Raw genomic sequence first — 4285 nt, forward strand, 5'->3', positions numbered from 1 at the left:
CCTCGACGCGCGCGCCGGGGTTCTCCTGCCGCATGGCCTCCTCGATGCGCCGCGCCTCGGCCCGGAACTCCTCGATCGTGGCGTCGACGTCGACGGCACCGACTGCGCGGAACTCGAAGGTGAGCGAGCACACGGCCGGGACCGTGTTGACGGCGATCCCACCCTCGATCTGGTTGACGGTGGCCGTCGTGAAGGGCACGTCGTAGTGCTTGTCGAAGGGGCCGTCCGTGCGGAACCGGTCGGCGACGCCGCGGACGAAGCGCACGAGCTGGGCGGCATACTCGATCGCGTTGACGCCGTGGGGGGTTCGCGAGGAGTGGGCCGCGACCCCGTGGAACGTCACCGCGATCATCGTCAGCGACTTGTGCCCGCGGATGACGCGCATGCTCGTCGGCTCGCCCACGATGCAGGCTCGGGGGCGCAACCCACGCTCGGCGATCTCGTCCACGAGCGAGATGGCGCCGACGCAGCCGACCTCCTCGTCGTAGGAGAAGGCGAGGTGCACCGGCTCGCGCAGCGGGGTGCTCGCCAGGCGCGGCACGGTGGTCATGACGGAGCCGATGAAGGCCTTCATGTCGCACGTGCCGCGGCCGTAGAGCCGACCGTCGCGGATCTCGGGGACGAACGGTTCGCTCGACCACTCCTGCCCGTCGACAGGCACGACGTCGGTGTGGCCCGACAGGACGATCCCGCCGGTCGTCGTGCCGTCCGCGGCCGGGAAGGTGGCCAGCAGGTTGGCCTTGGTGCCGTCGTCGTTGCGCACGAGGACGGGCTCCACGCCGTGGGCCTCGAGCTCCGCCGCGACGAGGTCGATGAGCGGCAGGTTGCTCTCGCGGCTCGTCGTGTCGACCTGCAGCAGTCGCGTGGTCCAGTCGAGGCTGGCCGGCCGGGTGGTCTCACGGGTGGCGGCTTCGGGTGACATGCGGGAACTCCTGGGTCGAGGTCTGCGGACAGGGGCTTGAGGTACCTGCACCGGTGACCGAGGATGGCAGTCATGGCACGAAGGAGCCGCTCCGCGCAGGATGACGCGACGAGGCGTGAGATGACGCAGGATTCCGCCGCGCTGGCCGATGAGCTCGACCTGGCGATCGTCAACTGCCTCCAGCTGCAACCCCGCGCCTCGTGGACCCTCGTCGGCGAGGCGCTCGACATCGATCCCGTGACGGTCGCCCGTCGGTGGCAGCGGATGTCCTCGGCCGGCATCGCCTGGGTGTCCGGCCGGGCGACGGGACAAGGGCGCCCCGAGTCGTGCCTCGCCGTGGTCGAGCTGAGCTGCAGCGCCGCCCAGACCCTGGCCATCGCCCAGCGCGTCACCGAGCTGCCGCACGTGCTCAGCGTCGAGCACACGAGCGGGCCCCGGTCGCTGACGATCCTCGTGGAGGTGCGCGACCTCGCCTTCCTGTCCCGCTTCCTCCTCGAGTCGGTGGGCACCATCCCTGGGGTCGTCGCCACGAGCAGCCACGCCGTGACCAAGGTCTACTCGATGGGTGACCACTGGCAGCTGCACGTGCTCGACCCCTCGCAGCAGGCCGTCATGCTGCGTGCGCAACCACGCCTCGACGGACTCACGTCCGAGCAGACGGACCTCGCCCGGGGCTACGACGCCGTCGACCGCCAGCTGATCCTGCTCCTGGGTGAGGATGGACGCCTGCCCGTCGCCACCATGGCCGGACGAGCCGGACTCAGCGAGAGCACGGTACGGCGGCGCCTGGCCGACCTCGTCGGCAACGGCCGGGTCGTGCTGCGCTGCGACATGGCGCTGCCCGACTCGGGGTGGCCCGTCATCAGCTGGCTGTGGGCCTCTGCCGACGCCGGCGACATCGACGCCGTGGCCATGGCGCTGCGGAGGGTGCCGGGCATCCGGGTCTGCTGGCGCATCTCGGGCGGACAGCCGAACCTCATGCTCGCGCTCACGACGCACTCGCTGCACGAGCTCTCGCACGTCGAGGCGCGGCTGGCCGCCGAGGTGCCGCAGATGACGGTCCACGACCGGTCGATGGTCCTGCGGTCGATCAAGCGGATGGGTCGCGAGCTCGACCTCGACGGCCGCAGCATCCGCTCGGTGCCCCTCGACATCTGGGCCGACGCCGCGGGACGGCAGTCCCGCTGAAGCTCGGTCGACCGAGGGGTCGCGACGGGCCCGTCAGGCGTTCGGGCTCGCGCGACCCCGGGGTCAGCAGAGGAGCGGGCCGCGGCGTGTCAGGCGAAGGGGATCAGGGCCACCGGCGCGGACGTCGGCTGGTCGGAGCCTCCGGGGGGCTCGACCGTGACACCGGCGGCCTTCGAGTGCGTCGCGTCGCCGGCCAGCACGAGCACCTGGTCACCACCGTCCGGCATGAGGCCGGCCGAGGTCATGTGCCCCGTGGCGTCCTCGAGCCACAGCTGGAAGACCTTGCCCGCGGGTGGCTGGGACATGCCGGAGGTGACGAGCACGGCCTTCTCCAGGGACGGGGACCGTACGACCGTCGCGGTGGCCCCGTCGGGCAGCTGCTTGGCGTAGCGCGTCGCGTCGGGCGCCGCGAGCACCTGGTCGGCGATGGCCCGCTGCGGGTCCTTGTCGATCTGGCGCCAAACCGTGAAGCCGCCGATGGCGAGCACGGCCACCGTGGCAGCCGCGACGACGACGCGCCAGCCGCGGGAGAGACTCCGGGTGGACCGGGACCGGCGTCGGTCCGCGAGCTCGTCGGACGCGCTGTCCTCGGCCCGTTCGGTGGTCTCGACGGGCGGCAGCGGACGGACGGTCGCGATCTCGGACAGGACCTTGGCCCGGAGCGAGGCCGGCGGGGTGACCTCGGTCAGCACCGACAGCTCGGACGCTGCGGCGATGAGGCTCTCGACCTCGGCCCGGCAGGTGGAGCAGCCGGCGAGGTGGCGCTCGAACCGCGCCCGCTCGACGTCGTCGAGGGCGTCGACGGCATACGCGCCGGAGAGCGCGTGGATGTCCTCGTTCACAGCGTCACCCCCAGCGTGTCTCGTAGTCTGATGAGTCCATCACGGATGCGTGTCTTGGCGGTCCCGAGTGGCAGGTCGAGCATGGTGGCCACCTCCGTGTGGGTGTATCCCGAGAGGTAGGCCAGCTCGAGGGCCTGCCGCTGGACCGGGGTGAGCGTGTCCAACGCCCGATGAACGCGCTCCGCATCGAGCCGTTCGACGACGGCCTCCGCTGTGGAGTCGTGGGTGACGTCCTGGTTGCTGGCGCCGTAACCCTCGTCGCGGTTGCGGGCCGCCTCCGCCGACCGGACCCGGTCGACGGCCTTGCGGTGGGCGATCGTGAGCATCCACGACATCGCCCCACCCTTGCTCGGGTCGAAGCGCGCGCTGTGCCGCCAGATCTCGAGGAAGACCTCCTGGGTCACCTCCTCGGACTGGGCGGGGTCGCGCACGACCCGACGGACGAGACCGAAGAGCCGGGAGGAGACCGCATCGTAGAGCTCTGCGAACGCCGTCTCGTCGCCGGTCGCCGCTCTGCGGAGCAGCTGCTCCAGCGGGGAGGGGTGGGCGGTTCCCTCCGGCGAGTCATCGCCGGAGGGAACCACGGAGAACCGTGACATGGGGTCCATTGTGTCGCCCGTCGTCGTGCTCTGCGTCAGCCGGTGGGCGGACGATCAGGGCATCAGGACGCCGTCGATGATGTACACCGTGGCGTTGGCGGTCGGGACGTTGCCGCAGATGACCTTGGCGTCGGCCTTGCCGACGGTGAAGTTCTCTCCCGAGCCCTTGACCGTGATCGTGGTGCCGGCGAGCGTCTTGTGGTCGCCCGCGAGCTGGTCCGGCGAGAGCTTGCCGGCCACGACGTGGTTCGTGAGGATCTTCGTGAGGGTCGGCTTGTCGGCCAGGACCTTCTTGAGGTCGGCGGCCGGGATCTTGGCGAACGCGTCGTTGACGGGTGCGAAGACGGTGATCTCCGGAGCCGAGTTGAGGGTGTCGACGAGGCCGGCGGCCTTGACGGCGGTGACGAGCGTCGAGAGCAGGGGGTTGTTGCTCGCGGCGCTCGCGACGGGGTCGGTGGCCATGCCGTTGAACGAGCCCTTGCCGTCCTTCGGCACCGCCTGGCAACCCGGGCCGAAGACGGCGGACGCGGCATCCATCGAGGCCGACGAGCTCATCGTGTCGGACGGGGTGCTCGACATGGTGTCGGCGGGGGTGCTGGCGGCGGGCGTGCTGCCACCTGAGGGCGCGGCGTTGCTGGAGCTGCTGCAGGCCGCGAGGCTCAGCGGCAGGGCGATGGCGAGGGCGACGAGGCCGGTACGGGTCTTCATGCTCTTCATGTCAGTCACTCCTTGTG

General features: G+C 71.0%; 5 protein-coding genes. 1 reads left to right on the forward strand and 4 read right to left on the reverse strand.

The annotated features are described in order from the left end of the window. Nucleotides 1–922: M20/M25/M40 family metallo-hydrolase (locus AC1DP0_RS18765; protein WP_478087397.1), on the reverse strand; the 922-nt coding region annotated here is incomplete at its 3' end. A 120-nt stretch (nt 923–1042) separates the two neighbouring features. Between AC1DP0_RS18765 and AC1DP0_RS18770 the strand changes: the two genes are divergently transcribed. Beyond that, the gene (locus AC1DP0_RS18770; protein ID WP_478087399.1) at nt 1043–2110 is read left to right on the forward strand and encodes an Lrp/AsnC family transcriptional regulator; all 1068 of its coding nucleotides are present in this window, start codon (nt 1043–1045) and stop codon (nt 2108–2110) included. 89 nt (nt 2111–2199) lie between these two features. On the opposite strand, the gene AC1DP0_RS18775 is transcribed toward AC1DP0_RS18770, so the two are convergent. The 3 genes from AC1DP0_RS18775 to AC1DP0_RS18785 are packed head-to-tail and all read right to left on the reverse strand — an operon-like array spanning nt 2200 to nt 4268. After that, a complete protein-coding gene (locus AC1DP0_RS18775; protein ID WP_478087401.1) occupies nt 2200–2952 on the reverse strand; it encodes an anti-sigma factor in 753 nt (250 codons plus the stop codon). Next, nucleotides 2949–3560, reverse strand: a complete 612-nt coding sequence (sigK, locus tag AC1DP0_RS18780) for an ECF RNA polymerase sigma factor SigK (RefSeq protein ID WP_478087403.1) — start codon at nt 3558–3560, stop codon at nt 2949–2951. Before sigK ends, AC1DP0_RS18775 begins: the two co-directional genes overlap by 4 nt. A 45-nt stretch (nt 3561–3605) precedes the next feature. Further along, nucleotides 3606–4268 (reverse strand): fasciclin domain-containing protein, encoded by a 663-nt coding sequence (locus AC1DP0_RS18785; protein WP_478087408.1) that lies wholly within the window; start codon nt 4266–4268, stop codon nt 3606–3608. Nucleotides 4269–4285 lie beyond the last annotated feature (17 nt).

It is taken from the genome of Terrabacter sp. P5_B1, from assembly GCF_056400505.1.

Excerpts from the sequence above, each read along its gene's own strand:
- AC1DP0_RS18770 (WP_478087399.1), top strand. The coding sequence starts at position 1,043 with ATGACGCAGGATTCCGCCGCGCTGGCCGATGAGCTCGACCTGGCGATC.
- AC1DP0_RS18785 (WP_478087408.1), bottom strand. The coding sequence starts at position 4,268 with ATGAAGAGCATGAAGACCCGTACCGGCCTCGTCGCCCTCGCCATCGCC.
- sigK (WP_478087403.1), bottom strand. The coding sequence starts at position 3,560 with ATGGACCCCATGTCACGGTTCTCCGTGGTTCCCTCCGGCGATGACTCG.